This window comes from Bacillus sp. JUb11 (genome assembly GCF_024807925.1).
GTDB classification, from domain to species: Bacteria; Bacillota; Bacilli; order Bacillales; family Bacillaceae; genus Bacillus; species Bacillus altitudinis.
In genome coordinates this window covers 77,023-103,491 of record NZ_JANUEZ010000008.1, presented here as the reverse complement: position 1 = coordinate 103,491, position 26,469 = coordinate 77,023, and the positions used below count along the sequence as shown (strand labels likewise).

Sequence of the window (26,469 nt, the reverse complement as noted above, 5' to 3'; positions counted from 1 at the left end):
AACATTAAAACGACGACTTCATAGATTGTTCGATAAATCCGTTGACATCATGAACATCCGTTGTTAAGATAAACATGAAATCAAAACACGAGCCTCATATAATCTTGGGAATATGGCCCATAAGTTTCTACCCAGTTACCGTAAATGACTGGACTATGCAGGATAGTGAACAAAACTGACATGGCGTTTTAAAAGCGAACAGCGCTTACCATGGCCCGGTTTGTGTTGCTTCCTAACAATGCAATACAAACCGGGTCTTTTTGTTCGGCGTTTGACAAGCTACTTAGGTTTGGGAAGCGTGTCAAACGATACAAAATCGAATAATAGCTTAAAGGTGGGGACAAAATGAAGCCGCTTGTAGGTGTCATCATGGGAAGTACATCTGATTGGGAAACAATGAAACATGCGTGCGATATCTTAGAGGAATTAAACATTCCGTATGAAAAACAGGTTGTATCCGCACATCGGACACCTGATTTGATGTTTGAATATGCGACTGAAGCAAGAGGTAAAGGACTCAGGGTCATTATTGCCGGTGCTGGAGGCGCAGCACATTTACCGGGGATGGTCGCAGCAAAAACGACACTGCCGGTCATTGGTGTGCCCGTACAATCAAAAGCATTAAACGGGCTGGATTCCTTATTATCCATTGTTCAAATGCCAGGCGGTGTACCTGTTGCCACAGTGGCAATCGGCAAAGCCGGTGCAACAAATGCAGGTCTTTTAGCTGCACAAATGATTTCAGCATTCGATGAAGCCGTTGCAGCACGCCTTGAAGAAAGAAGAGAGCAAACAAAACAAACTGTATTAGAAAGCAGTGATCAGCTTGGCTAAGCAGACCATTTTTCCAAACGCAACCATTGGTATCATCGGCGGCGGACAGCTTGGCAGATACATGGCCGTCAGTGCAAAGCAAATGGGCTACCGGGCAGCAGTTCTTGACCCAGTCACACATTCTCCTTGTGGACAGGTTGCTGATACAGAAATTACAGCCGCATACAGTGACCTTGAAGCGATCAGGCAGCTGGCGGACATCAGTGATGTGGTCACATATGAATTTGAAAACATTGATTATGATGCACTCAATCAACTGAAGGAAGAGGCGTATTTACCGCAAGGAAGCGAACTCCTTCTTTTAACCCAAAACCGTGAAACCGAGAAAAAAGGGATTGTAGATGCAGGCTGTGAAGTCGCCCCTTATCGCATCGTTCATGATGAGAAGGAGCTGAAAGGTGCAGTAAATGCGCTTGGTTTACCAGCTGTGCTGAAAACATGCAGAGGCGGTTACGACGGTAAAGGACAGTACGTCATCAAAGAGAAGGATCAGCTTCATGAAGCGGCTGCACTTCTCACGCATGGAACGTGCATTTTAGAAAGCTGGGTTCCTTTCCAAATGGAACTGTCCGTGATTGTGACGCGGTCTGTTCATGGGGAAATTGCGACATTCCCAGTCGCTGAGAACATTCATAAGCACAATATTTTATTCCAAAGCATCGTGCCTGCACGGGTAGATGACAGCATTCAGGAGAAAGCAAAAGAGCTGGCAACAACGCTTGCTGAAAAGCTAGGGCTAGTCGGTACGCTTGCTGTTGAACTGTTCTTGACAAATGAAGGGAAGCTGCTCGTCAATGAACTGGCACCGCGCCCGCATAACTCTGGACATTACACATTGGATTTATGTGAGACGAGTCAGTTTGAACAGCACATTCGCGCCATATGCGGTTTGCCTCTTGGCGGAACAGCTCTTTTATCAGAGGGAATGATGGTGAATTTGCTGGGCGATGAAGTGGACATCCCAAAAGAACATCCTGAGCTTTTAAAGGAAGCGAAGCTTTATCTATATGGCAAACATGAAGTAAAAGCCGGCCGTAAAATGGGGCATATGACATTTATGAAACAGCTTGATGATGAATGGATGGCAAACATCACAAAGATATGGACTGAAAGAGATGGAGGAAACGGGAAATGATCGAACGTTACGCACGACCAGAAATGTCAGCAATCTGGACAGAGGAAAACAAATTTAATGCATGGCTTGAAGTAGAAATTCTCGCTTGTGAAGCTTGGGCAGAACTTGGCATCATTCCGAAAGAAGACGTTGTGACAATGCGCAAGAATGCAAGCTTTGATATTGGACGTATTTTGGAGATTGAACAAGACACGCGCCACGACGTGGTTGCCTTTACGCGTGCTGTATCTGAATCTCTAGGAGAAGAAAGAAAGTGGGTTCATTACGGGTTAACATCTACAGACGTAGTGGATACGGCGCTTTCATATCTATTAAAACAGGCGAACGATATTTTGCTCAAGGACATTGAGAGATTTGTTGACATACTAAAAGAAAAAGCAAAAGAGCACAAATATACAGTCATGATGGGCCGTACGCACGGTGTACATGCTGAACCGACAACATTTGGCTTGAAGCTTGCTCTTTGGTACGAGGAAATGAAGCGTAACTTAGAACGTTTTAAACAAGCAAAAGCCGGCATCGAATACGGCAAAATCTCTGGTGCTGTTGGCACATATGCGAACATCGACCCGTTTGTTGAGCAATATGTATGTGAGAAACTTGGCATCAAAGCTGCACCAATTTCAACCCAAACCTTGCAGCGTGACCGTCATGCAGATTACATGGCAACCCTTGCTTTAGTGGCAACAAGCATTGAGAAATTTGCTGTTGAAATTCGTGGTCTTCAAAAGAGTGAAACACGTGAAGTAGAAGAGTTCTTTGCAAAAGGACAAAAAGGATCATCCGCGATGCCTCATAAACGAAACCCGATCGGTTCTGAAAATATGACGGGGATTGCCCGTGTCATCCGTGGTTATATGCTAACTGCTTATGAAAATGTACCGCTTTGGCATGAGCGTGATATTTCTCATTCATCTGCTGAACGCATCATTTTACCAGATGCAACGATTGCACTGAACTATATGCTGAACCGTTTCTCTAACATTGTGAAGAACTTGACGGTGTTCCCTGAGAATATGAAACGCAACATGGACCGCACACTTGGCTTGATCTACTCTCAGCGTGTTCTTCTTGCACTTATTGATACAGGTATGGCACGTGAAGAAGCATATGACACGGTTCAGCCAAAGGCGATGGAAGCTTGGGAGAAACAAGTACCATTCCGTTCATTAGTAGAAGCAGAAGAGAAAATCACTTCACGCTTAACACCTGAACAAATCGCTGACTGCTTCGATTACAACTATCACTTGAAAAATGTCGATATGATTTTCGAACGTCTAGGTCTTGCGTAAGAAATGGGCCGCCTGCTAGTCAGGCGCCTAATCCTGAAAATTGCCAACATTCAAATTAGGAGGCCAATCTGAATGACTGTGAAACAAGAACTTCTCTACGAAGGCAAAGCGAAAAGAATCTATCAGACCGATGACGAGCATATTTTATATGTCGAATATAAAGACTCAGCTACAGCATTTAACGGTGAAAAGAAAGCGGAAATTGAAGGCAAAGGCAGACTGAATAACGAAATTTCCAGCTTGATTTTTCAAATGCTACATGAGAAAGGGATCAACAATCACTTTGTGAAACGCCTATCTGAAACAGAACAGCTCATTCAAAAGGTAGACATCGTACCGCTTGAAGTCGTTGTGCGAAACGTGGTGGCAGGCAGTATGTCAAAGCGTCTTGGGATTCCAGAGGGCACGAAACTGGACACACCTTTGATCGAGTTTTACTACAAAGATGATGCACTCGGCGATCCGCTCATTACAGAAGATCATATTCGCATTTTACATGCAGCGACACCTGAACAGGTGGAGGAAATGAAACAAATCACAAGACAAGTGAATGAAGAATTAAAGCAAATCTTCTCAGATTGCAATGTGAATTTAATTGATTTCAAGCTTGAATTCGGAATAGATCACGAGAATCGTATTTTGTTAGCTGATGAGATTTCACCTGATACGTGCAGGCTTTGGGACAAAGACACAAACGAAAAGCTTGATAAAGACGTGTTCAGACGAAACCTGGGCGGCTTAACAAATGCATACGAAGAAATTTTCAAAAGACTTGGAGGCCATAAACATGTATAAAGTGAAAATTTTTGTCAGCTTAAAAGAGAGCGTTCTTGATCCACAAGGAAGTGCCGTGCAGCACGCTTTGCACAGCATGTCTTATCAGGAAGTAAAGGATGTCCGTATCGGGAAATATATGGAGCTAGTCATTGAGAAATCAGAACGTGACTTAGATACAGTGGTCAAAGAAATGTGTGAAAAATTGCTTGCCAATACGGTGATTGAAGATTACCGCTATGAGGTGGAGGAGGTTGTCGCACAGTGAAGTTTGCAGTGATCGTCTTGCCTGGCTCTAACTGTGATATCGATATGTACCATGCGATTCAAGATGAGTTAGGTGAACAAGTTGAATATGTATGGCACGACGAAACGAGTCTTGATGGTTTTGACGGTGTACTCGTACCAGGCGGTTTCTCTTATGGGGATTACTTAAGATGCGGTGCGATTGCTCGTTTTTCTAACATCATGCCGGCTGTGAAAAAAGCAGCTGCGGAAGGAAAACCTGTTCTTGGTGTTTGTAACGGGTTCCAAATTCTTCAGGAGCTTGGCATTCTGCCAGGCGCAATGAGACGGAATAAAGATTTAAAATTTATCTGTCGTCCAGTTGAACTCATTGTAGAGAACAACGAAACGCAATTTACAAGCGGTTATCAAAAAGGTGAATCGATTACGATTCCTGTGGCACACGGTGAAGGTAACTTCTACTGTGACGAAGACACGTTAGCGAAGCTGATTGAACGAGGCCAAATCGCTTTCACTTACGGTGACGATATTAACGGCAGTGTCAATCGAATTGCAGGTGTAACGAATGAACAGGGCAATGTACTCGGCATGATGCCGCACCCTGAGCGCGCGGTTGACTCATTACTAGGCAGCGCAGACGGACTTAAATTGTTTCAATCTATCGTGAAAAATTGGAGGGACACTCATGTCACTACTGCTTGAACCAAGTCACAAGCAAATTAAAGAAGAGAAATTGTATCAGCAAATGGGATTGAGTGATGAAGAATTCGCTTTAATCGAATCCATTATTGGCAGGCTGCCAAACTACACAGAAACGGGTATCTTTTCTGTCATGTGGTCAGAGCATTGCAGTTATAAAAACTCAAAGCCTGTTTTAAGCAAATTCCCGACAAAAGGAGAGCATGTTCTTCAAGGTCCTGGGGAAGGCGCTGGAATCGTTGATATTGGAGACAACCAAGCGGTTGTATTTAAAATCGAATCACATAACCATCCATCTGCAATTGAACCGTATCAAGGAGCGGCAACAGGTGTCGGCGGAATCATCCGTGATGTATTCTCCATGGGTGCTCGTCCAATTGCGGTATTAAACTCTCTTCGTTTTGGTGAACTGACTTCACCGCGCGTGAAGTACTTGTTTGAAGAAGTAGTGGCAGGGATTGCAGGCTATGGAAACTGTATCGGTATTCCAACAGTCGGCGGAGAAGTTCATTTTGATCAAAGCTATGAAGGCAACCCGCTCGTTAACGCGATGTGTGTAGGGTTAATCAACCATGAAGACATCAAGAAAGGGCAGGCAAAAGGTGTTGGCAATACGGTCATGTACGTTGGTGCTAAAACGGGACGTGACGGGATTCACGGTGCAACATTTGCGTCTGAAGAATTTTCTGATGAATCAGAAGAAAAACGTTCAGCGGTTCAAGTCGGCGATCCGTTCATGGAAAAGCTTTTGCTTGAAGCATGCCTTGAAGTCATCAAAAATGATGCGCTTGTGGGCATTCAAGATATGGGAGCGGCTGGCTTAACTAGCTCAAGTGCAGAGATGGCAAGTAAAGCTGGTTCAGGTATCGAAATGAACCTAGACCTGATCCCTCAGCGTGAAACAGGCATGTCAGCGTATGAAATGATGCTGTCTGAATCCCAAGAGAGAATGCTGTTGGTCATTGAAAAAGGCCGTGAGCAAGAAATCATTGATATTTTTGAAAAATACGATCTTGAAGCAGTCTCAGTCGGTCATGTGACAGACGATAAAATGCTTCGTTTACTCCATCAAGGAGAAGTAGTGTGTGAGCTTCCAGTTGATGCACTTGCAGAAGAAGCACCGGTTTATCACAAGCCGTCAAGTGAGCCTGCATACTATCGTGAGTTTTTAGAAACAAAAGTGGAAGCTCCAGCGATCACAGATGCAGCAGATACATTGAAGCAGCTGTTAAAACAGCCAACGATTGCGAGTAAAGAATGGGTTTACGATCAATACGACTATATGGTTCGTACAAACACTGTCGTTGCACCTGGCTCTGATGCGGGCGTGCTTAGAATCCGTGGGACGAAAAAAGCTCTTGCGATGACAACAGATTGTAACGCACGTTATCTCTACCTTGATCCAGAGGTTGGCGGGAAGATCGCAGTTGCAGAAGCTGCACGTAACATTGTCTGCTCAGGGGCTCGTCCGCTTGCAGTAACAGATAACTTGAACTTCGGTAACCCGGAGAAACCAGAAATCTTCTGGCAGATTGAAAAGTCTGCTGACGGCATTAGCGAAGCTTGCCGTACATTAAGCACACCGGTCATCGGCGGTAACGTCTCTTTATATAACGAGTCAAATGGTACAGCCATTTACCCAACGCCAGTTATTGGCATGGTTGGTTTGATTGAGGATACAGCTCATATTACGACTCAATCGTTCCAACAGGCAGGCGATGTGATTTTCGTCATTGGTGAAACGAAGGAAGAATTCGCAGGCAGTGAGCTTCAAAAAATGACAGAAGGCCGTATCTATGGAAAAGCACCAGAAATTGATTTGGATGTAGAACTGGCGCGTCAAGAAGCCCTATTAGCAGCAATTCAAAACGGACTTGTTCAGTCAGCACATGATGTGTCTGAAGGCGGTCTTGGTGTAGCACTAGCTGAAAGTACATTTGGAACAGATGGTCTTGGCGCTGATATCCAGCTCGATCTAAACAGCGCTGCATCACTATTCAGTGAATCACAGTCACGTTTTGTCGTCACAGTGAAACCAGAAAATCGCGAAGCGTTTGCTGCGGCTGTCCAAGATGCAAAAGAAGTTGGAACGGTCACAAATGATGGTGTATTCACTGTCAAAAATCAAGAAGGACAACAATGGATTCATGCGGCAGTCAACGAGCTTGAACGCGCATGGAAAGGAGCGATCCCATGCTTGCTGAAATCAGAGGCTTAAACGAAGAATGTGGCGTCTTTGGGGTTTGGGGACACGAAGAAGCCCCGCAAATCACATATTACGGATTGCATAGCCTTCAGCACCGAGGACAAGAAGGTGCGGGAATTATTGCAACAGACGGTGAAAACCTGACGTCACACAAAGGCCTTGGACTGATTACGGAAGTGTTCCAAAATGGTGAGCTTAAGGATTTAAAGGGAAAAGGTGCGATCGGACACGTTCGGTATGCGACAGCAGGCGGAGGCGGCTTTGAGAATGTGCAGCCCCTCTTCTTCCGCTCGCAAAACAATGGCAGTCTCGCCCTTGCTCATAATGGAAACTTGGTCAATGCAACGCAATTAAAACAGCAGCTAGAGAACCAAGGAAGTATTTTTCAAACGTCTTCTGATACCGAAGTGCTCGCTCACTTAATTAAGCGCAGCGGATATATGGATTTGAAGGATCAAATCAAAAATGCTCTGTCTATGTTAAAAGGAGCTTATGCTTTCCTAATCATGACGGAAACAGAAATGATCGTAGCGCTTGATCCGAACGGATTACGTCCACTTTCACTTGGTATGCTTGGGGATGCTTATGTTGTCGCTTCTGAAACATGTGCCTTTGATGTCGTTGGTGCTACCTATTTACGAGATGTAGAGCCTGGCGAAATGCTGATCATTAATGATGACGGCTTAAAATCTGAGCGTTTCTCGATGAACATTAACCGCAGCATGTGCAGCATGGAATACATTTATTTCTCAAGACCGGACAGCAATATCAATGGCATCAACGTGCATAGTGCGAGAAAGAATCTTGGCAAGAAACTTGCAGAAGAAGCACATGTCGAAGCAGATGTCGTGACAGGTGTACCAGACTCCAGTATTTCTGCAGCGATTGGCTATGCCGAAGCAACAGGTATTCCATATGAGCTAGGTTTAATTAAAAACCGTTATGTTGGCCGGACATTTATTCAGCCGTCTCAAGCATTGCGTGAGCAGGGCGTGCGCATGAAGCTGTCTGCCGTGCGCGGGGTGGTCGAAGGCAAACGTGTCGTCATGGTGGATGATTCCATCGTACGTGGAACAACAAGCCGCCGAATTGTGACGATGCTAAGAGAAGCGGGAGCGACGGAAGTGCATGTACGCATTAGTTCACCGCCAATCGCTCATCCGTGTTTTTATGGAATTGATACGTCTACACACGAAGAGCTGATTGCATCATCTCATTCAGTGGAAGAAATTAGACAGGAAATCGGTGCAGACACCATTGCATTTTTATCTGTAGACGGTTTAATGGACGGGATTGGCAGAAAGTATGATGATCCGCAGCGCGGTCAGTGTTTAGCATGCTTTACTGGAAAATACCCGACCGAAATTTATGAAGATACTGTCCTTCCTCATGTGAAGGAAACAGTCCTGACGAAATAATCGAATAATGGAGCAGCAGTCAACGTGATTTGATATGCTGCTCTTTCATTCTGCCGAAAATACATGAAAGACAAGCAGATAAAAGGAGTGAATGGGATGTCAGAAGCATATAAAAACGCCGGTGTCGACATCGAAGCAGGATACGAAGCCGTTAAACGAATGAAAACACACGTAGAACGTACAAAAAGAGCAGGTGTCATGGGGGCTCTAGGCGGATTTGGCGGTATGTTTGATTTATCTGAACTGCCATACAAAAAGCCCGTTCTTGTCTCAGGAACAGATGGTGTTGGTACGAAATTAAAGCTGGCATTTTTAATGGATCAACACGATACGATCGGTGTAGATGCTGTTGCTATGTGTGTGAACGATGTACTTGCACAAGGGGCAGAGCCGCTCTTTTTCTTAGATTACTTAGCAGTTGGAAAAGCAGATCCTTTGAAAATTGAATCCATCGTCAAAGGTGTAGCTGACGGATGCGAGCAGTCTGGTTCAGCGCTTGTCGGCGGAGAGACAGCAGAAATGCCGGGTCTTTACACAGAAGAAGAATATGATATTGCTGGATTTTCTGTAGGTGTCGTTGAAAAGGATGAAATCGTCACAGGAGAGAACATCAAGGAAGGTCATTTGCTGATTGGACTCAGCTCTAGCGGAATTCATAGCAATGGCTATTCTCTTGTACGAAAAGTATTGCTGGAAGACGCAGGACTAGACCTTCACCAAACATATGAACCTTTTACAAGACCGCTTGGAGAAGAGCTGCTCGAACCGACGAAGATTTATGTCAAGCCTGTTCTTAAACAAGTGAAAGCTGGCAAGGTTGACGGTATGGCACATGTGACAGGCGGTGGCTTTATTGAGAATTTACCACGTATGCTACCTGAAGGACTTGGTGTTGAGATTGATAACGGCTCATGGCCGGTCCCGCCTATTTTCTCCTTTATTCAAGAAAAAGGGCAATTGAAAGCAGAAGAGATGTTCAATGTATTTAATATGGGCATTGGCTTTGTCCTAGCCGTCAAAGAGGATGATCTTGTGGATGTGATCAGCGGACTTGAACAAGACGGAGAGAAAGCCTTTCTTATCGGACGAGTTCAAAAAGGAGAAGGCGTCACTTTCGGTGGTGGAAGCCTCTCATGAAAAAGTTTGCGATCTTCGCCTCTGGAAGCGGGACAAATTTTCAAGCCATTATTGATACGTTAAAAGAAGAACAGTGGCCGGCAAAAGCCGCCATTGTGATCTGTGATAAACCGGGTGCGAAGGTGCTGGAGCGGGCAGAGAAAGAGGGCATTCCGTCCTTTTCTTTTACGCCGAAGGCTTTCCCGAGTAAAGCAGCTTTTGAGCAAACCATTATTGAACAGTTGAAACTGCATGAAGTGGAATGGATTTTCCTCGCTGGGTATATGCGACTGATCGGTCCGACATTGCTTGATGCATTTAGAGGGAAAATCGTGAATATCCACCCTTCTTTACTGCCAGCATTTCCTGGACTCGATGCGATTGGACAAGCCTATCAAGCAGGAGTCAAAGTGGCAGGCATCACGGTTCATTATGTCGACGAAGGCATGGATACCGGCCCGATTATTGACCAAGCCGCCATTCATATTGAACAAGGGGAAGACCTTGAATCCATTGAAAAAAGAATGCATGAATTAGAACACACACTATATCCAAAAGTGATCAAATCACTTTTAGAATTATCTTAATGAGGTGACAAAGGCATGACGATCAAACGCGCATTAATCAGTGTTTCCGATAAAACAAATCTTGTACCTTTTGTGAAAGAACTAACAGAACTTGGCGTTGAAGTGATTTCAACTGGTGGTACACACAAACTTCTTCAAGAGAACGGCATTGATGTCATTGGTATTTCTGAAGTGACTGGCTTCCCAGAAATCATGGACGGACGACTCAAAACGCTTCATCCGAACATTCACGGTGGACTGTTAGCAGTGAGAGAAAACGATGAGCATATGGCACAGATCGAAAAGCACGGCATTCAGCCGATTGATCTTGTCGTTGTGAATCTATATCCATTCAAAGAGACCATTTCCAAAGACGATGTCACGTATGAAGAAGCGATTGAAAACATTGATATTGGCGGACCGGGTATGCTTCGTGCTGCTTCTAAAAACCATCAGGACGTCACGGTGATTGTGGACCCGCGTGATTATGATTCTGTCGTTCAACAAATCAAAGAAGGCGGCGTCTCACTAGAGAAAAAACGTGAGCTTGCAGCAAAAGTATTCCGTCATACAGCTGCTTACGATGCCCTGATTGCGGATTATTTAACGAACTTTGTTGGCGAAACAGAGCCAGAACAGTTCACAGTCACATTTGAGAAAAAGCAATCTCTTCGTTATGGAGAAAACCCGCACCAAGCGGCGACGTTCTATGAAAATGCGCTTCCAAGCAAAGGCTCTTTAGCTACTGCAACGCAATTACATGGAAAAGAACTTTCCTACAACAACATCAAAGATGCAGATGCAGCTCTTCAAATTGTACGTGAATTTACGGAGCCAGCGGCTGTGGCTGTAAAGCATATGAACCCATGTGGTGTTGGGACAGGGGAAACGATTGCAGAAGCATTTGATCGTGCATTTAAAGCAGATGAAACATCTATTTTCGGCGGCATTGTGGCGCTTAATCGTGAAGTAGACAAACAAACGGCTGAGGTGCTCCATACGATTTTCTTAGAAATCGTCATCGCACCATCGTTCAGCCAAGAAGCACTTGACGTGTTAACAGCGAAAAAGAACCTTCGTCTACTAACATTAGATGTAGAAGCAGATCTTGGGAAAAAAGAAAAGCAGCTCACAAGTGTTCATGGTGGATTGCTCGTTCAGGATATCGACACATACGGCTTAGAGGAAGCAACGATCTCTATTCCAACGAAAAGAGAACCGACTGAAGACGAATGGAAAGACTTAAAGCTCGCTTGGAAAGTCGTCAAGCATGTGAAATCAAATGCCATCGTTCTAGCGAAGGATCAAATGACAGCAGGTATTGGTGCTGGTCAAATGAACCGTGTTGGCTCGGCTAACATTGCGATTGAGCAAGCAGGTGAAAAAGCGAAAGGAAGCGCACTAGGATCTGATGCGTTCTTCCCAATGGGCGATACAGTGGAAGCTGCTGCAAAGGCAGGCGTTACAGCGATCATCCAGCCAGGTGGTTCCATTCGTGATGAAGAATCAATCCAAAAAGCAGATGAATACGGCATCGCCATGGTCTTCACTGGCGTTAGACATTTCAAACATTAAGGGGATGACAGTGTGAACGTATTAATTATCGGCAGAGGCGGAAGAGAGCATACCATCGCATGGAAAGTGAATCAAAGCGAACTTGTCAGCCAAGTATTTGTCGCACCCGGCAATGATGGAATGACAGACGCTGCGAAGCTTGTACCGATTGACGAGGGCGATCATGAGGCGTTAATTCGTTTTGCAAAAGACAATAACATCGGTTTAACAATTGTCGGTCCAGAGGTTCCTTTAATTGCAGGTGTCGTCGATGCATTTGAAGAAGCAGGTCTAAAGGTATTTGGACCGAATGCAAAAGCCGCAGTCATTGAAGGCTCAAAAGAATTTGCAAAAGACTTAATGAAAAATTATGAGATCCCGACAGCCGCTTACGCCACTTTTACATCGTTTGAAGAAGCGAAGGCATATGTGGAAGAAAAGGGTGCCCCAATTGTCATTAAAGCAGATGGGCTTGCCGCAGGAAAAGGCGTGACAGTGGCAATGACGCTTGAAGAGGCAATCAACTGCCTACATGACTTTTTAGAGGATGAAAAGTTTGGCGATGCGAGTGCATCGGTTGTCATTGAAGAATTTTTAACAGGTGAAGAGTTTTCTCTGATGGCCTTTGTCAATGGAGAAAAGGTGTATCCGATGGTGATCGCACAGGATCATAAACGGGCATTTGAAGATGACAAAGGACCAAACACCGGCGGGATGGGCGCTTATTCACCGGTTCCACAAATTTCTGATGAAGTGGTACAAAAAGCGGTGGAAGACGTCGTCAAACCAGCAGCTCGCGCGATGGTGCAGGAAGAGCGTTCGTTTACAGGCATTTTATATGCAGGCTTAATGCTGACACCAGAAGGCTCAAAAGTCATTGAGTTCAATGCACGCTTTGGCGACCCTGAAACGCAAGTAGTGCTCCCTCGCCTTGAATCAGATCTAGTCCAAGTCTTCCTAGACATTCTAGATGGAAAAGATGTGGACTTGCAGTGGAAAGACACAGCCGCTGTCAGTGTCGTTCTTGCATCAGAAGGATACCCGGAAGACTATGCAAAAGGCACGCCAATCGGTGCTTTGCAAACAACGGTCTCTGATGTCGTCACCTTCCACGCAGGAACAAAAAAGGAAAACGATCAATTCGTCACAAATGGCGGCCGTGTAGCAAATGTGACCGCATTTGACGACACATTTGAAGCGGCAAGATCAAGAGTGTATGAAGCGGTTGAAGAAATCATTCAGCCAGGTTTATTTTATCGCCGTGACATTGGCGCCCGTGCGCTGAAGGCTGCGGGGAAAAACGTTTAATCAAAACACCTTTCTATCTGACGAGATGGAAAGGTGTTTTTTTCTTCTTCTGTTCATAGGAGGGATGCGGGCAGATGATGAAGAAGTAGTATGGGATCACGAATAGATTTAGGGAGGCAATATGGAAATCAAAGCATTTATCATCTTTGCAAACGTCATGCTTGTTTTATATCTCATAACTATAAATAACATCATGGTGACTGCCATTAAGCAGAATAAATTGAAAAAAGGCTTTGCCATTAGTTATATGATCCTATCCATTTTTTCTGGCATTGCTATTTCTTCATTTTTAATTTGGAAGTTTTTCATTAGCTAAGAGAGGAATGAGTGTATGGTGCAATTGAAGAAACTTGCAAACGAGCGTTTTTCTGCTTTGATCTGTATGGATCCATTTAATGAGCGAATTCGTTTGGATGACTATAGCGGCAGGGTGCAGGATGTGATTCAGTCCGTGCTTCAGGAAGCGGCGGACTGCAAGGCGTCTAAGGTCATTGTAAAAGTAAGGCGTGAGCATATGCCGCTTTTTTTAGAAAAAGGCTTTCGGCTTGAAGGCGTGTTTTCTCATTATTTTCTCGGAAGTGATGCGTACGGCATGTCGCTCTTTTTGACCGAAGATCGAATGAACAGCCCATTTTGGTTGAAGGAAGATGAAATCGTTGCGTCTATTCAAGAAAAGCCGATGAAAAAAGACCAAGGCGTGTGGCAAGATGAGTATGTGATGAGGAAAGCCGGTCCAGAGGATGTGCACAAGCTGGCAGCGCTCTATGATACGGTCTTTGAAACGTACCCCACGCCAATGAACGAGCCAGATTACATCCGAAAGGTAATGGAGGAAGGGACGGTTTTTTATGCCGTTGAACATGACGGTCAACTTGTAAGTGCCGCATCCGCTGAAATCAATGTGCCGTATGGTCATGCAGAATTAACAGATTGTGCAACCCTTCCCACATACAGAAAACTAGGATTCATGCATCATTTGATTCTAGCCCTCGAACAAGAGCTTCAATCCATGCACATTTATGTCTTTTATTCTCTTGCCCGTGCACTGTCCTATGGAATGAATCAAGTATTTTATCAGCTCGGGTATACATACACCGGACGCTTTCAAAACAACTGCTATATTTTTGACAAAATTGAAGATATGAATCTATGGGTCAAAACGCCAAATGAATCATGAAATGGTTCTCATCTGATCAAGCAGACCAGATAGGCGGTACGCCATGATACTCAGCTGCAGCTTCATCCGATCATCAGTGGATTTGAGGCTGCAGCCTGTTCTCGTTTCAATTTGTTTCAACCGGTAGCTTAACGTATGCCGGTGAATAAACAATTCCCCCGCTGACTTTTGAATATTTTCATTGTGTGCCAAATACACTTCGAGTGTATGAATGAGGTCAGCTCCTTGTTTTTTTGTATAAAGCAGCGGGCTTAACAGCTCCACGTAAAAGTCATGCAAATTCATTCCGGCTTCGTTCATTTCAAGCAGCATCCCATATAGACCGAGCTTCTGATAATGAATGATGCTGTCATCTGTTTTCAAAAGAGGAAGAAGCCTTGCTGCATACTGGGCTTCTTTTGCACTTTTAGCAAAGAGACTGATCTGGTCGTAGGCTCTTCCAATGCCAATCACAATGGGATGGACGGGGAAAAAATAAGACCAAGTACTGCGGCATTCTTCTGATGCACGATACCAATTTGTTTCTTGATACGTGTTTTTTCCTGCGGGTGTCAGAACGAAAATGGAATCAAGCCTTGCCTTTAATAAAAAAGGAATTTGTCTGCGTTCAAAAATGGATGTGAGCAATTGGGATAGGCGCTGCACCATTTGATGATCGAGCTGTGTGTGCTGATGCTGAAATTGAAAGTAGATGACGACTTGTTCCTCACTCATATCATATTGCAGCTTTCTTGCTTGTTCGATGACATAACTTTCTTCTGTGTATTGCTGTTGCAGCATATCATCCAATAAATGCCCCTGCATTTGGTTTTCTGTATCTTGAATGGCTTTTTGTTTCAACCATTCAATCGCATACACCGCACCGGCATGCTCAATGGCGATGGCATCGAGATGGTGCCACGTCTCTTTTTTCTTTAACGCCACAATGAACCCGAAAATATCGCCCATTGCAATCACAGGGCATGCCGCTAGAACAAACGCACCATATGTGTCATAGACGAGCCGGCCTTTTTCCTCTGCCTGCTTGAGCAGAGAAGAGGTTTCAATCGGTTCGTCATCTGTTAGAAAGCCAAAAGCAGGAGAATAGGTCACTTCGTCTGTTTCAAGATGAGCTGCTGTTTGGTGCAAAAACACATCCAGTACGACGATATTTGCTGCTGTGAGATGTGCCAGTTCATCTGTAATTTGCGTGACATTTTTATTGCTCACATTTAAATGGGTCAGTCTTTGATGAATCGCAGAAGAATATTTGAGCTGATGGAGCTGACTGCTGACGATTTGTTCTAGAACGGCTTTTGTGATGTCTGAAAAATTGACATGGGGCGGAATCTCGATGAGCGGAATACCGCTATTTTCGGCGGCTTCAATGAGTGATGCGGGAATTTCCGTTAAGTACACGCCTTTATAAATGGCAATGGCTGAAAGACGATGAGATTGAATTAATTTTTCAAGCCGGATGCGTCTTTCTTTATTTTCTGTCAGCCCAAACCCAGTTGTAACAAGTAATTCTCCTTCGGAAAGTCTAGACGTGTCCTCAATAATTTCCACAATGGTCACCCACTGGATAAGACGATCCAGTCCATTTTCTCCAGCAAGCAGTTTGGTTTCTTTCATCATATCGAGCGAGAGTGCATCTTTGACGAGAATCGCCATAGACTCATGACCTCCTTTTGAACACTCTTATACACCATGTATAAAAAACACATGTGAAATTCGGGCATATGGCGAATGGAGGATGACTGCCCTCTTGATTAAGCTAATCTTATACCAAGTATACAAAATTTTCTTGCGATTCATGTAAAAAGAAAAGTGCAGCTGCTGACAAGAGAGGGAGGAATGACAAAGTGGAGACCCGGGATTACTTAATCAAACCGATGTTAAATCAGCAATATCCTGTGGCTGTGAGAGGAGAGGGGATTTATTTATATGATCGGGACGGAAAAAAATATATAGATGGCTCATCAGGGGCAGTCACGGCAAGTATTGGACATGGCATACAAGAGATTATTGATGCGATGACAGAGCAAGCGAAAAAGGTGAGCTTTACGTACAGATCACAATTTACGAATGAACCAGCGGAAGAACTAGCGTATGAATTGAGTACACTTTGCCCAGGTGATCTGAACTGGTCTTTTTTTGTAGGGAGCGGTTCAGAGGCAACGGAGACTGCTATGAAAATGGCGATTCAGCATTGGCAGGAGCAGGGGAAGACGGAAAAAAATCATATCATCTCAAGATGGATGAGTTACCACGGCATTACATTAGGGGCGCTGTCGATGTCAGGTCATATTGCAAGGAGAGAGCGCTTTGAACCACTGCTTGAAAAGCATCCAGTGCTGTCTCCGCCCTATAGTTACAGGTCATGGCTGCCAAAGGAAGACAGCAAGCAGGTCGAGTGGTATGTCCAGGAATTTAAGACCGTCATCCAGCGTATAGGAAAAGAGAGGATCGCCGCATTGATTGCTGAACCGATTGTTGGCGCAGCGGGAGCGGCGCTCCTGCCGCCAGACGGTTATTTCGAAGCAATGAAGCGAGTCTGTGAAGAAAACGACATTTTATTGATCGCAGATGAAGTCATGACGGGCTTTGGACGAACTGGAAAAATGTTTGCGATGGAACACTGGGGCACGGTACCAGATATCATGGTTCTTGGAAAGGGCATGAGCGCAGGTTATTCTCCAATCGCAGCAGTTGTCTCAACGGATCGTGTGATGGCACCGATTATCAGCGGCTCCGGCTCTGTCATGGCAGGGCACACATATAGTGCCAATCCGCTTTCAGCAGCTGTTTCATTAGCGGTCATTCGATATATGAAAAAGCATCAGCTTCCCGAACGGGCTGAACTTTCCGGGCGATACATGATGAATGCTTTAAAAGATCTGCAAGTAGCCCATTCCATCATAGGAGATGTGAGAGGGAAGGGATTGCTTATTGGCATTGAATTTGTCGCAGATCGTTTATCCAAAACGCCATTTCCTGCACATGCTCAGATAACCAATCTCGTCGTTGAAACGGCAAAACAAAATGGACTGCTGGTGTATCCAGCAAGCGCTGGAGAGAATGGGGTCGGAGGCGCAGCGGTTATGATCGCACCGCCGCTTTCCATCACACAGCAGGAAATGGATGAACTCATTGATTTATTCGGGCAGACCATCACACAAGTCGAACAAGAAGTGATCAATCGAGGATTTTTCCCATCTGCTATGTAAGGAGGAACGAACATGAACAAAACTGTGGGTTTGGATGAAGTGATGACGCGATTAAAAGATGGCATGACCATCATGTTTGGCGGATTTGGCGGCGTGGGTTCACCACCATCGTTGATTGATGCCATTTTGGAAGCAAATATTCAAGATCTGACATTGATCGGAAATGATGCAGGTTTCCCGCGAATTGGTGTGGGCCGGCTCATCACAGAAGGAAGAGTGAAAAAAATCATTGCCTCTCATATCGGCTCAAATCCCATTGCCGGACAGAAAATGCAAGCTGGTACATTAGACGTTCATTTTTATCCGCAGGGCATTCTTGCAGAAAAAATCAGAGCAGGCGGAATGGGGCTGGCGGGCATTGTGACAGATGTTGGGATGGATAGCCTGAATCTCGATGAGAAACAATTGGTTCAACTGAATGGGAAGAATTATATGTTAGAGCCTGCGCTCACAGCGGATATTGCCATCGTCAATGCCTACAAAGCAGATGAAGTGGGAAACCTGATTTTTGATAAAAGCGCACGGAATACAAACCCGATTGTGGCGATGGCAGGAGACTGGACCATTGCGGAGGCAGAAGAAATTGTGGCAGCGGGGCAGCTCGATCCAGAAGAAATCGTGACGCCAGGCGTATTTGTGAATCAAATCGTGCAATCAAAAGGAGTGAACTGGACATGGGCATGGGAGACATCGATTTAAGACACCGCATTGCTAAAAGAGCAGCACAAGAAATTGAAGATGGCATGATTGTGAATCTTGGGATCGGCATTCCGACCCTAGCAGCAGATTACATTCCATCACATTACGAGGTGTGGCTACATGCAGAAAACGGCATTATGGGGGCAGGAGCCTCGCCTCTGCAAGGGGAAGAAGATCCGAATTTGTGCAATGCCGGTGGTTTTCCCATTACGTTGACAAAGGGCGGCTCGTACATGGACAGTACGACTGCTTTTGGCATCATCCGAAAAGGCATGCTGGATATGACGATTTTGGGTGCACTTGAAGTAAGCAGCCAAGGGGATCTTGCCAATTGGATTGTACCGGGGAAAAGAGTACCGGGTATGGGCGGAGCGATTGAGCTGGCGCAAAAAGCAAAAAAAGTGGTCGTGGTGATGAGCCATCTGGATAAACACGGTCGATCTAAAGTGAAATCGGCTTGTACATTGCCGTTAACCGCTAAAGCGTGTGTCGATTTGATTATTACGGATATGGCGGTCATTGAGGTCAAGTCTCAGCTGCTCATTTTACGTGAAGTCATGCCGCCATTTCAGCCGGAAGATGTCATAAGGGCGACTGAAGCGCCATTAATTTTAGCGCCTGATGTCAAATCTGTTGTGTAGAAAGGATGAACGACTTGCAGCCAATGACACGTATCAGAAACTGGATGAAAGAGCATCAGGATGAAGCCATTACGCTTCTTCAGCAAATGGTGCAAAGTGACAGCACCCAAGGAAATGAAGAAGAGGTTCAGCAGATCGTGGCCAATAAACTGTCCGCCATTGGCTTTGATGTAGACGTTTGGGAAATTGGCGGTGATGAATTACTAGAGCATTCTTATTTTTATTCCCCGCGCCGATCTTTTCAAGGGAGTCCCAACGTTGCTGGACGATTGAAAGGAAAAGGTGGCGGCAAATCGATTTTATTAAACGGGCACGTAGATGTGGTTCCGGCAGGAGATACAAATCAATGGACATATCCACCTTACAGCGGGCATATCATAAACGGGAGACTTTATGGACGCGGGGCAACAGATATGAAAGGTGGAAACGTTTCTTTACTATTTGCGCTTGAGGCACTGCATGCGCTTCAGATTCCCCTGAAAGGAGATGTGGTGTTTCATAGTGTTGTCGAAGAGGAAAGCGGCGGAGCAGGCACACTTGCAGCAATATTGAAAGGGTACACAGCGGATGCTGCCATCATTCCAGAGCCAAGTCATATGAACATTTTTCCGATTCAGCAAGGATCAAAGTGGTTCAGGCTGCATATTAAAGGAAGGGCAGCTCATGGCGGAACAAGGTATCACGGTGTTTCTGCTATTGAAAAGAGCACGGTGGTCCTTTCTCATATAGCGGCACTAGAAAAAGAAAGAAATCAGCGAGTGACGGAGCCTCTGTTTCAGCATATCCCGATTCCAATTCCAATCAACATTGGGAAAATTCAAGGCGGTGATTGGCCGTCCTCTGTCGCAGATCTTGTCACAATGGAAGGCAGGCTTGGTGTGATGCCAGGTGAGACAGTTGAGCAGGCAGAGAAGGAATTAGAAAATTGGATGACTGGACTCGCTGAAAAGGATGATTGGTTTCAAGAACATCCTGTGGAGGTGGAGTGGTTTGGTGCTAGGTGGCTTCCAGGGTCAATCGACTCTGATCACCCGCTTTTAGGTCTATTGAAGGAACAATATGAAGAGGTCATGCAGCACCCGCCAAAGGTGGAAGCCGCCCCTTGGGGGACAGACGGCGGATTACTGTCACAAGCAGCGGATATCCCAATCATTGTGTTTGGACCTGGAACGACAGAGCTTGCCCATTTCCCTAATGAATCCATTGAGATCAAACATGTGATTGAAGCAGCAGAAATCATTGCTGGTACGTTGGTCAAATGGTGCGAAGCAGCGGAATGATTCACACACAAAAAAAGAAGGCTGTCTACTCAGCCTTCTCCAGCGTGCAGATAAACCCTCGCATTCGTTGTCAGGTCTGTGCGCCGGTGCTCACGAATGTAACATTCGCTCCGCTCCGGTGCTCGCCCTTCCTAGACTTCAAAGGTTTTCATGTCACGCTGAAAGGAAGACAAAGGCTGTCTACTCAGCCTTCTCCAGCGTGCAGATAAACCCTCGCATTCGTTGTCAGGTCTGTGCGCCGGTGCTCACGAATGTAACATTCGCTCCGCTCCGGTGCTCGCCCTTCCTAGACTTCAAAGGTTTTCATGTCACGCTGAAAGGAAGACAAAGGCTGTCTACTCAGCCTTCTCTTTATGTGTATTCTGCTGTTCACACATATAGGTCACTGGACAAAAACGAAGAATACCAGAGCCCAATTTTAATCCGCCGAGCATGATGCCAAAAAGCAGCATTTTACTCCAAGGTTTTCGAGCATATAAGGATCCAGCTACAGTACATATCGTCATTCCGCAGGCAATTCTCATGAGCGCTTCCATTAAGCCAAGATTAGGTTTCATTGCAAGTGATTCTCCTTTTTTAAATTATTTTAAGTGTGATTTCAAGAAATTGTAACGTTTCATTAATGCGTAACGTGGTTCGTTATGTTACGATAGGGCTAATACAAATGAAGGAGAGTATGTGAATGTCCGAACGTACTTTTAATTGGAGAAACAATGACATCCGCACACAAATCGATGTAGTCGACTCAAAAATAGTTCCAACACTCCTTTTAACGAATGGACTCGTGCTAAACCCGTTTTTGAAGCAATGGGTGAAGGCAAATATTTGGATACATGATGATCGAATTGTTTATGTCGGAGCAGAGCTTCCTCAAAATAAATCAGCTAAACGTGTGATTGATTGTGAAGGTAAATACATTGTGCCGGGGTATATTGAACCTCACGCGCATCCGTTCCATATTTATAATCCCCAATCACTTGCAGAATATGTGTCTCAATTTGGCACAACAACGATGGTCAGCGATAACTTATTTCTTCTTTTGCAAAGCAATGAAAAGAAAGCGCTTTCCACTCTGTGTGAATTAAAAAAGCAGCCATTTCAGTACTTCTGGTGGTCCAGATACGATCTTCAAACCGAGGTCAGGTATGAAGATGAGATGCTTCCTATTAACTATCGGAAAGAATGGATTGATCATCCCGACGTCCTTCAAGGCGGCGAATTAACGAGCTGGCCAAGATTAATGGACGGTGATGATCTCATTTTATATTGCATGCAAGAAACGAAGAAGCAGAGAAAACGAATTGAAGGGCATTTCCCTGGGGCTTCTGAGAAAACGCTAACAAAAATGAAGCTGTTTGGAGCGGACAGTGATCATGAAGCAATGAATGCAGACGATGTGCTCAAACGCTTGTCTCTAGGTTATCATGTGTCCTTGCGTCATTCTTCCATCCGCCCAGATTTAGTGAACATTTTAAGGGAATTGCATGAGCGTGACTTTAGGCACTACGATCACTTTTTCTATACAACAGATGGATCAGCGCCTCACTTTTATGAAGAAGGCATGATCAATCGTCTCATTTCCATTGCCCTTGAAGAAGGCGTGCCTACTATTGATGCGTACAATATGGCGACTTTTAACATTGCGAAATACTATCAAATTGATGACTTATTAGGCGTGGTCGGTCCTGGCCGATTGGCTTCTTTGAATATTTTAGATGATCCGATGAATCCAAATCCAGAAACGGTGATTTCTAAAGGGGTAATCCTGAAATTAGAGGGGGAGAACCAGCATCAATTCCAAGAGACAAAATGGGAAAATGGTGGGCTTGAACCATTAGATTTAAGCTATGACCTGACGATGAGTGACTTGCAATTCTCAATGCCGCTTGGTGTCAAAATGCGAAATGCTGTCATCATGGAGCCTTATACAGTGGAGATTGATAACTCTGTCAATCAGCTGTCCTGTGACCATGATCAAAGCTTCTTCAGTTTGATTGATCGAAAAGGCGAGTGGCGCGTGAACACAATGTTAAAAGGATTTGCAAACAAGGTGCAAGGGTTTGTCAGCTCATTTTCAACCACTGGTGACATTTTAGTGATTGGGAAAAATAAAGATGATATGATGCTCGCTCATAAGCGAATGAAAGAAATTGGCGGAGGAATCGTGCTCACAGAAAACGGAAAGATTTTGCATGAAATCCCGCTGCAATTATCAGGCTGTGCATCAGCTGAACCGTTTGAAACGGTTCTTCAGCAGGAGCAAACGTTACGCGAGCTACTCATTGAGCGAGGGTATCCATTTGACTGCCCGATTGATACACTTGTCTTTTTCCAAAGCACACACTTGCCGTATATTCGAGTGACACCAAGAGGAATATTTGATGTCATGAAAAAAACTGTACTCTTTCCGTCTATAATGCGTTAAAATATAACAGAGTGGAGCTGTATCATATTTGCTAGATTTCTGACCGCTGTTATAGGCCAGGAGTGAGCAATGGATCTCTTCGCTGCTAGATATGGTGACAAAGCATAGGGCTTTGACATGACGAATGAAGTGCCCAATTGTAAAATGAATCTGTCGGTTACGCTGGCCGACCAACATATTTTGAATAATTAAGCAAGGCGGGGCGCAGGTTTGTCGTCTCGCCAAGCTTTCTACACATACTGTTTTTTAGGGAAAGACTTAACAGAGCAGAAGTGTTCTAGATATCGGAGACAAACAAGTTTGTCAGATTGTCGCACAAGGAATATGACAAAACTTGTCGAATTTGTTTACGATAAAGAAGCTTCGGCTTACGAAAGAACCTGATGGCATTTTCAGCGTAGAACCAAACCTGTCATGATTCGTTCAAAGCTCATTGCTGAGGTTGAAAAAAATGAGTCAGGAAAGATACCGCTTTCTCGGAAAAGTCAGTGCGAAGCGGTGCCAATAGTAAAGGAGAAGATGTATAAAGATGCAAATTGATAAATTAAGGGGCAAAAGCTTAGATCAGTTATTCAACTCCATCTTATCCCTTAAAGACCTGGAAGAATGCTATCGATTCTTTGATGATTTGTGTACCATCAATGAAATTCAATCTTTATCACAGCGTCTTGAAGTAGCACGTATGCTTCGCGAGGGAAACACGTATCATAAAATTGAGACGGAGACAGGTGCAAGTACAGCCACTATCTCACGTGTCAAACGCTGCTTGAACTACGGAAACGATGCCTATACGATGGCACTTGACCGCGTAGCAGAACAGCAGGCAAATGACGAAACAAAATAAAACAGCTTTCACTGTAAACAATCCTTTTCAACAAGAATGGCGTTGTTTACAGTTTTTTTATGAAGAGCGCTGAAAAAACAAACAAGGACTGGCTGAATGAAGCGGTCCTGTTTTTTATTTTTTTTTCTCTTTCGTATTTCTTGACTATTTTGTGCAATAGATTTGTCTTATTCCCTATTAGGAACCCAAAAAATCAGTACATTAACTGCATCTAATAGACAGTGTTATGGAACTCTATTCTAAAATTTTGTTTAATGATTTGATTTCCTCCATGTAGGGATGAAAAAGTAAATGTTTATTATAATCAGAATGGAAATACCAAAAAGTAATGAAACCAATGTATTTATATTTCTTTCAAAAGGCAATATTTCATATAGAAAATAGGATGTCACTAATAAACAATCAAGCCCTATTATTTTTTTTGAACCAGATTTTCTATTAAAGTAATCAATGGCCCCAATAAATGTTAAAATAAATCCAGTCAAAAACAGAACTCCCCACCAAATGTGTAAATACCAAATAGGTAGTTGATATGCAGCTGGGTCAAAATAGGCGCCTGTGTAACCTAAAAAACTGATCAACATTAGAATTCGACCAAATACTGCTGAGAGTTGCATCCTTATATCTTTTTGATTTGGTTTAATGCGATTTTCTTGGTCTTTTTTCCAAGAAGGTTGTTCTGGAGATACTAATTCTTTTATGTCGCTATCAAATAATTCAGCTAATTTTATTAAATGTTTCATCGATGGTTCTGATTGATATGTTTCCCATTTTGATACTGCTTGCCGACTCACTCCTAACTGCTCAGCTACATATTCTTGCGATAACTTTAAAGCTCTTCTTTTATCAGCAATATTGGAACCTAATGACATCTTGCAACTCCCCTTTATATTATGTTGATTGTCATTGTAATGGTTTGATAAGTTGCACACTACCAACCACTATGCAACTATTGGTTGCAAAAGCTTAATTTAACTAGATACTTTAGCTATGGGTTTTGATAGTACGGTTAATATGATGGATATCCAACAAGAATGGTACAATATCCATTCAACATTGAGAAGGTTCGTTTGCACCATGTATTTGATTTCAACTTAATGAAAGTTTTTTAATAACATCCAAGCAGAATGCATGCAATTGAATGCTCTAGGTTGTAGAGCAAATTGGCAGTTAAGAAATTAGAAGAGAGTTTTTTTAAAAATGGTGATGTACCAATGTTAATAAAGTCCAATAAAAAAGCAGGGAGGCTCCCTGCTTTTTTATTCTGTGTATATTCAATTTTTCATTTATTTGTTAATGTACTGTGTTGGTGTCATTCTGTTTCTCTAAGACTCTAAAATTTTACACTAGACAGACGGCTGTGTCCCTGAAAAAATAGGGACTTCACTTGTCTGACCATTTTCTTGTCTGTAGACAATATGTTTCTCATTAAAATGAATGGGAGATTCAATTCCTGCGGCTGCGGATAAGTTAAACAAACCTTCTCTTAGAGAAAGGATATAATTGCAGACGCGGTATTTCTTTTCTTCAATGGATAAACCCTTTTGCAGCTTTGGATCTGTGGTGGCAACCCCGACTGGGCATTTATTCGTATGGCACACTTGTGCGCGAATGCACCCGACTGAAAACATGAGTCCCCGTGCGATATTGACAAAGTCAGCACCCATGGAAAGGGCAATCGCAATTTTATCAGGTGAGAGAAGTTTGCCAGAAGCAAAGAGTTTTACCTGATCTCTTACACCGTATACCTTCAATATTTGATGGACCATTGGGAGTGCCGTGAAAATCGGCAGCCCTGCGGAATCTGCCAATTCATGAAAGGATGCACCAGTGCCACCTTCTCCGCCATCTACTGTAATGAAATCAGGATGCTTTCCGCTTTTTTTCATGTACGCTGCAAGTTCCTCAATGTTTTCTTTATGTCCGACCACAAGCTTGATGCCGACAGGCTTTCCGCCTATACTTCGCAACTGTTCAATGAAATCAAACATATCAGGAATGGAGTGGAACATCTCAAATCGATTTGGACTGTCAATGGATTGGTGGGGCGGCAGTTTACGGATTTGGGCAATTTCTTCTGTGACTTTTTCACCGTCAATGTGTCCCCCGCGTGTTTTTGCTCCTTGTGCTAGCTTCAGCTCAAAGGCTTTGACTTCCTCGTGCTCACTTTTTTCCTTAAACTCTTCAAATGAAAATGCGCCATCCTCTGTTCGAACCCCAAATAAACCAGGCCCAATCTGGCAAATGATATCGGCGCCCCCTTTGAGATGGTAAGGCGAAAGCCCGCCTTCACCTGTGTTCATCCATGTGCCGCCAGCCATTTTTAACCCGGAGGATAGAGCCGTAATCGCCCGGTCGCCTAATGAGCCGTAGCTCATGGCTGATTGACCGATCAATCCTTTGACGTGGAAGGGTTTTTGGCATGTATGTTCACCAATGATTTGTACATCTTCTTGATGGAGATAGTAAGGTTTTGCTTCTACCTCTTTTGTATGTTCACTTCTTCTCAGTAAATTGTCTTGATCGATCTGATACACTTTTGTTTGGATTTTTTCAGATTGATCGATGCGTAACTCATCTCGCTGCTTTGGAAATAGGACGTTGCGAATATAGTAACCAGGCTTGTCAAAATCACGTTTTGATCCAAAGCCCATTGTCCGGCTTTTGTACTTCCCAGACATGACAGCTTGCTCGTATTCTCTTCTTGAGAAAGGAAGCTCCTCTCGATCATTTAGAAACAGATATTGACGAAGCTCAGGTCCTATTTTTTCAAAAATAAACCGTAGCTTTCCAATGACCGGATAATTTCGTAGGACAGAATGCTCTTCCTGTTTTTCATCTCGCATCCAAATCCAGATGAATAAAATGATTGGTATGATGAAAAAAATCACTAATAATGCGCCAATGACAATGAAAGTTGTTGTCACGAAAATCCCCTCTTTTCTCTATCATTACTGTTGTTATTCCACTTTTCATTGAAAGAGAAACCACTTCAACAGATTGTGACGTTTAGAAATGAAAAGGCGGGGTAACTTACAAATAAGAT

General features: G+C 44.0%; 24 protein-coding genes and 1 riboswitch. Of the genes, 20 read left to right on the top strand and 4 right to left on the bottom strand.

Features of this window, described 5'->3' with window-relative positions; genetic code table 11:
- Positions 1 to 74 precede the first annotated feature (74 nt).
- Positions 75 to 176, top strand: a riboswitch (purine riboswitch).
- Between the two features lie 169 nt (positions 177 to 345).
- The 14 genes from purE to ablB all read left to right on the top strand — a co-directional run bounded on the left by purE (position 346) and on the right by ablB (position 14,325).
- Positions 346 to 834 carry a 5-(carboxyamino)imidazole ribonucleotide mutase gene (purE, locus tag M2369_RS15900; protein WP_008344298.1) on the top strand — a complete coding sequence of 163 codons (489 nt, stop codon included), beginning with the start codon at positions 346 to 348 and terminating at the stop codon, positions 832 to 834.
- A complete protein-coding gene (gene purK / locus M2369_RS15895; protein ID WP_019743759.1) occupies positions 827 to 1,969 on the top strand; it encodes a 5-(carboxyamino)imidazole ribonucleotide synthase in 1,143 nt (380 codons plus the stop codon). Before purE ends, purK begins: the two co-directional genes overlap by 8 nt.
- The gene (gene purB / locus M2369_RS15890; RefSeq protein WP_008344295.1) at positions 1,966 to 3,261 is read left to right on the top strand and encodes an adenylosuccinate lyase; all 1,296 of its coding nucleotides are present in this window, start codon (positions 1,966 to 1,968) and stop codon (positions 3,259 to 3,261) included. Before purK ends, purB begins: the two co-directional genes overlap by 4 nt.
- 72 nt (positions 3,262 to 3,333) lie before the next feature.
- Positions 3,334 to 4,056: a phosphoribosylaminoimidazolesuccinocarboxamide synthase gene (purC, locus tag M2369_RS15885; protein WP_259254920.1), complete on the top strand. Its 723-nt coding sequence runs from the start codon at positions 3,334 to 3,336 to the stop codon at positions 4,054 to 4,056.
- Positions 4,049 to 4,303, top strand: coding sequence for a phosphoribosylformylglycinamidine synthase subunit PurS (purS, locus tag M2369_RS15880; protein WP_008344293.1), 255 nt, complete (start codon positions 4,049 to 4,051; stop codon positions 4,301 to 4,303). Before purC ends, purS begins: the two co-directional genes overlap by 8 nt.
- Positions 4,300 to 4,983: a phosphoribosylformylglycinamidine synthase subunit PurQ gene (purQ, locus tag M2369_RS15875; protein ID WP_008344292.1), complete on the top strand. Its 684-nt coding sequence runs from the start codon at positions 4,300 to 4,302 to the stop codon at positions 4,981 to 4,983. The genes purS and purQ overlap by 4 nt, the downstream gene beginning before the upstream one ends.
- Positions 4,967 to 7,198 (top strand): phosphoribosylformylglycinamidine synthase subunit PurL, encoded by a 2,232-nt coding sequence (gene purL, locus M2369_RS15870; protein WP_024719398.1) that lies wholly within the window; start codon positions 4,967 to 4,969, stop codon positions 7,196 to 7,198. Before purQ ends, purL begins: the two co-directional genes overlap by 17 nt.
- The gene (gene purF, locus M2369_RS15865; protein WP_039168587.1) at positions 7,174 to 8,604 is read left to right on the top strand and encodes an amidophosphoribosyltransferase; all 1,431 of its coding nucleotides are present in this window, start codon (positions 7,174 to 7,176) and stop codon (positions 8,602 to 8,604) included. The genes purL and purF overlap by 25 nt, the downstream gene beginning before the upstream one ends.
- Before the next feature lie 96 nt (positions 8,605 to 8,700).
- Positions 8,701 to 9,741: a phosphoribosylformylglycinamidine cyclo-ligase gene (purM, locus tag M2369_RS15860; RefSeq protein ID WP_017366751.1), complete on the top strand. Its 1,041-nt coding sequence runs from the start codon at positions 8,701 to 8,703 to the stop codon at positions 9,739 to 9,741.
- Positions 9,738 to 10,307: a phosphoribosylglycinamide formyltransferase gene (gene purN / locus M2369_RS15855; RefSeq protein WP_008344288.1), complete on the top strand. Its 570-nt coding sequence runs from the start codon at positions 9,738 to 9,740 to the stop codon at positions 10,305 to 10,307. The genes purM and purN overlap by 4 nt, the downstream gene beginning before the upstream one ends.
- Positions 10,308 to 10,322: 15 nt before the next feature.
- A complete protein-coding gene (gene purH / locus M2369_RS15850; RefSeq protein WP_008344287.1) occupies positions 10,323 to 11,861 on the top strand; it encodes a bifunctional phosphoribosylaminoimidazolecarboxamide formyltransferase/IMP cyclohydrolase in 1,539 nt (512 codons plus the stop codon).
- A gap of 12 nt (positions 11,862 to 11,873) precedes the next feature.
- Positions 11,874 to 13,148, top strand: coding sequence for a phosphoribosylamine--glycine ligase (gene purD, locus M2369_RS15845; RefSeq protein WP_024719399.1), 1,275 nt, complete (start codon positions 11,874 to 11,876; stop codon positions 13,146 to 13,148).
- A gap of 121 nt (positions 13,149 to 13,269) precedes the next feature.
- Entirely contained in the window at positions 13,270 to 13,464 is a 195-nt protein-coding gene (locus M2369_RS15840; RefSeq protein WP_008344285.1) for a hypothetical protein, read from the top strand.
- Between the two features lie 15 nt (positions 13,465 to 13,479).
- Positions 13,480 to 14,325, top strand: a complete 846-nt coding sequence (gene ablB / locus M2369_RS15835; RefSeq protein ID WP_217816589.1) for a putative beta-lysine N-acetyltransferase — start codon at positions 13,480 to 13,482, stop codon at positions 14,323 to 14,325.
- Here ablB and M2369_RS15830 read toward each other — a convergent pair.
- Complete coding sequence (locus tag M2369_RS15830) at positions 14,320 to 15,978, bottom strand: PucR family transcriptional regulator (RefSeq protein ID WP_046526923.1); 1,659 nt, start codon at positions 15,976 to 15,978, stop codon at positions 14,320 to 14,322. The genes ablB and M2369_RS15830 overlap by 6 nt on opposite strands.
- A 191-nt stretch (positions 15,979 to 16,169) precedes the next feature.
- Here M2369_RS15830 and M2369_RS15825 point away from each other — a divergent pair, with 191 nt between their 5' ends.
- Genes M2369_RS15825 through M2369_RS15810 form a run of 4 tightly spaced genes read left to right on the top strand, consistent with a single transcriptional unit; the run spans position 16,170 to position 20,154 of the window.
- A complete protein-coding gene (locus M2369_RS15825; protein WP_259254909.1) occupies positions 16,170 to 17,534 on the top strand; it encodes an aspartate aminotransferase family protein in 1,365 nt (454 codons plus the stop codon).
- A gap of 12 nt (positions 17,535 to 17,546) precedes the next feature.
- Entirely contained in the window at positions 17,547 to 18,233 is a 687-nt protein-coding gene (locus M2369_RS15820; RefSeq protein ID WP_259254906.1) for a CoA transferase subunit A, read from the top strand.
- A complete protein-coding gene (locus M2369_RS15815) occupies positions 18,209 to 18,874 on the top strand; it encodes a 3-oxoacid CoA-transferase subunit B (protein ID WP_008344276.1) in 666 nt (221 codons plus the stop codon). Before M2369_RS15820 ends, M2369_RS15815 begins: the two co-directional genes overlap by 25 nt.
- A 14-nt stretch (positions 18,875 to 18,888) precedes the next feature.
- Positions 18,889 to 20,154: a peptidase gene (locus M2369_RS15810; protein ID WP_259254905.1), complete on the top strand. Its 1,266-nt coding sequence runs from the start codon at positions 18,889 to 18,891 to the stop codon at positions 20,152 to 20,154.
- 335 nt (positions 20,155 to 20,489) lie between these two features.
- Here M2369_RS15810 and M2369_RS15805 read toward each other — a convergent pair whose 3' ends face one another.
- Positions 20,490 to 20,711, bottom strand: a complete 222-nt coding sequence (locus M2369_RS15805; protein ID WP_008344274.1) for a YgaP family membrane protein — start codon at positions 20,709 to 20,711, stop codon at positions 20,490 to 20,492.
- A 125-nt stretch (positions 20,712 to 20,836) separates the two neighbouring features.
- Between M2369_RS15805 and M2369_RS15800 the strand changes: the two genes are divergently transcribed.
- Positions 20,837 to 22,579, top strand: a complete 1,743-nt coding sequence (locus M2369_RS15800; protein ID WP_041093185.1) for an adenine deaminase C-terminal domain-containing protein — start codon at positions 20,837 to 20,839, stop codon at positions 22,577 to 22,579.
- 529 nt (positions 22,580 to 23,108) lie between these two features.
- Positions 23,109 to 23,423 (top strand): YerC/YecD family TrpR-related protein, encoded by a 315-nt coding sequence (locus tag M2369_RS15795; protein WP_003214053.1) that lies wholly within the window; start codon positions 23,109 to 23,111, stop codon positions 23,421 to 23,423.
- 251 nt (positions 23,424 to 23,674) lie between these two features.
- Here M2369_RS15795 and M2369_RS15790 read toward each other — a convergent pair whose 3' ends face one another.
- A complete protein-coding gene (locus M2369_RS15790) occupies positions 23,675 to 24,295 on the bottom strand; it encodes a helix-turn-helix domain-containing protein (RefSeq protein WP_171465059.1) in 621 nt (206 codons plus the stop codon).
- A gap of 474 nt (positions 24,296 to 24,769) precedes the next feature.
- Positions 24,770 to 26,350 carry an FMN-binding glutamate synthase family protein gene (locus tag M2369_RS15785; RefSeq protein WP_259254900.1) on the bottom strand — a complete coding sequence of 527 codons (1,581 nt, stop codon included), beginning with the start codon at positions 26,348 to 26,350 and terminating at the stop codon, positions 24,770 to 24,772.
- Positions 26,351 to 26,469 lie beyond the last annotated feature (119 nt).